We start from the raw sequence: 2,202 nt of genomic DNA, 5'->3' as shown, positions 1-2,202 counted from the left end.
GTCGTTCAACTCAAGAAAGGGTAAAGCCCAGGAATGAGACGGAGCGTCAAATTGCTCAAATCTGGCAGGATTTGTTAGAGGTATCCCAGGTGGGTATCTATGATAATTTCTTTGAGTTGGGGGGCAATTCACTTTTGGCAGTTCGCTTGATGAAATATATTGAAAATGAGTTGGGGAAATCTCTAGCCCTGTCAACCCTCTTTCAATCTCCTACTATTGAGGAACTAGCTGCTGTTCTCCGTCAAGAGAGTATTTCCTCCTTTTCCCCTCTATTTCCTATTAACCCAAATGGCTCCAAAGTGCCAATATTCTGCATACACCCTGGTGGTGGAACTGCTTTCTGCTACTTTGAGTTAGCTAAACTATTGGGAACGGAGCAACCCTTCTATGGTCTACAAGCATTAGGTATAGAAAAAGGGCAAGAACCACTCACACGGGTAGAAGATATGGCTAGTCTTTACCTTTCTGCTATTCGTGAGGTGCAGCCAAATGGTCCGTATACTCTACTTGGTTGGTCATTTGGTGGAGCAGTAGCATTACAGATGGCTTACGAATTAACGATTCAAGGTGAACAAGTAGCTTTTCTAGGATTACTTGATACCTACGCCCCATCGAAGTTGACTGATGAGCAAAACATAGTAGAAGTAGAAGGGGAAGAAGTTGTCTTTCAATTGTTTGGGGGAACTGTTTCTATACCTACCGAAGAATTCCAGAAACTTGCTCCAGAGGAAAGAACAGTCTTTATTTTGAAGAAAGCTCAACAAGCTAATGTAGTTCCTCATGATTTTCAGGTTGCTGATATTGAAGGTCTCCTGAAAGTTTTGGAGCTAAATTACAATGCAATGCGTAGCTACTCACCACCCAACTATTCAGGTTCTATGACTTTATTCAAACCTGAAAAAGGTTCATTGGGATTCTCCCAGGAAGTCATTGCTGCTATGGGACCAACTCTAGGTTGGGCAGACGAGTCCATTGGCGAGGTTAAGGTAGAAACTGTTCCTGGTTATCACGAGTATATGGTTTATCCACCAGGCGTAACCACCTTGGCTAAAAAGTTACGAGCTTGTATAGAGAAAGCTTTGAGTAAGGTCAGTTATAGTCAATAATTGAATCAACTCTAATCAAAATTTTAAACAAACAGGATATCAATATCTTATGTCTCAAATTGTTACTGAATTAACAGGTGTACCTCGCACCCTACTTTTACCACTCAGAGGACGAGCTGAAGAACAAGCTAATTCTCATCCCCTATTTCAAGATCCACTAGCTGTTGAGTGGTTAAAACTCGCGGGTTGGGATCAAGAGCTAGAGAAATTTTATTCTAAAAGTGCTAAAGCTGGTAATATTGCAGTTGCTATCCGAACTTACCAGCATGATCAAATAGCATCTGGTCATATTGCCAACCATTCCCATCCAGTTGTAGTAGAATTGGGAGCTGGATTATCTAGTCGTTTTCACCGTATTGGACAGAATGCTTATCGTTGGTTTGAACTAGATTTGCCCATGGTAACTGAATTGCGCTCTAAGTTAGATACACAGACAGAACAGCATCAGTTTATTAGTGCTTCAGTTATGGATTTTGACTGGATGAATAATTTGCCCAACGTAGAACCAGAAAACATTTTATTTATTGCAGAAGGCTTACTAGCCTACTTTGAGGTAAATGAAGTCCAGCAACTTCTATCTATGATGCGCTCTCGTTTTCCAGGTGCAACCTTAGATGTGGAAGTCTTAGGAAATTATGCTAAAAATAAAATCAGTAAAAATCTATCTCAAATTGGAGCTTCCCTAAAGTGGTTTGTGAAGAATGAAGAAGATTTAACTGCCATGGGATTGCAAGTAGTCAATAGTTGGCCTCTATATCAAATACATCAAGAACGTTGGCCTTGGCAATGGCAACTACTTTTTAAAATCCTTGGCCAATTCCCCTACTTTCGTAATACTTATCTAATTGTAGAAACTAAGTTATAGCAATCAAGAATGAAATGTGAAAAAATAATAGAGGAGTTAGTGGATAAAAATCTGAAATAATTAGATCCCTTTATGGAATTTATTCCACTAATACAATGGATGAATCCAGAATAAGATATGTATAGTGGCGATCGTTAATCTTGAAGGCATCAAGGTAAAATAGATCAGGACATAAGCAAGGGCACTATATAGCAATTATCATAGTAATGAGGTACAGTAACAGCAGTGAGA

Annotated in this window: 2 protein-coding genes; both read left to right on the top strand. The window is 39.5% G+C overall.

Annotation, left to right across the window (positions count from 1 at the left end; translation table 11 throughout):
- A partial coding sequence (locus F6K49_RS42790; RefSeq protein WP_293107578.1) for an alpha/beta fold hydrolase occupies nucleotides 1–1,106 on the top strand: 1,106 nt, incomplete at its 5' end.
- Between the two features lie 49 nt (nucleotides 1,107–1,155).
- The gene (locus tag F6K49_RS42785; RefSeq protein WP_293107574.1) at nucleotides 1,156–1,971 is read left to right on the top strand and encodes a class I SAM-dependent methyltransferase; all 816 of its coding nucleotides are present in this window, start codon (nucleotides 1,156–1,158) and stop codon (nucleotides 1,969–1,971) included.
- Nucleotides 1,972–2,202: the final 231 nt, after the last annotated feature.

This window comes from Moorena sp. SIO3I6 (assembly GCF_010672095.1).
The sequence above is the reverse complement of the archived record's forward strand: the minus strand, read 5'-3'. Positions and strand labels throughout refer to the sequence as shown.

Coding starts and splice junctions, on each gene's coding strand:
- F6K49_RS42785 (WP_293107574.1), top strand. CDS start 1,156: ATGTCTCAAATTGTTACTGAATTAACAGGTGTACCTCGCACCCTACTT.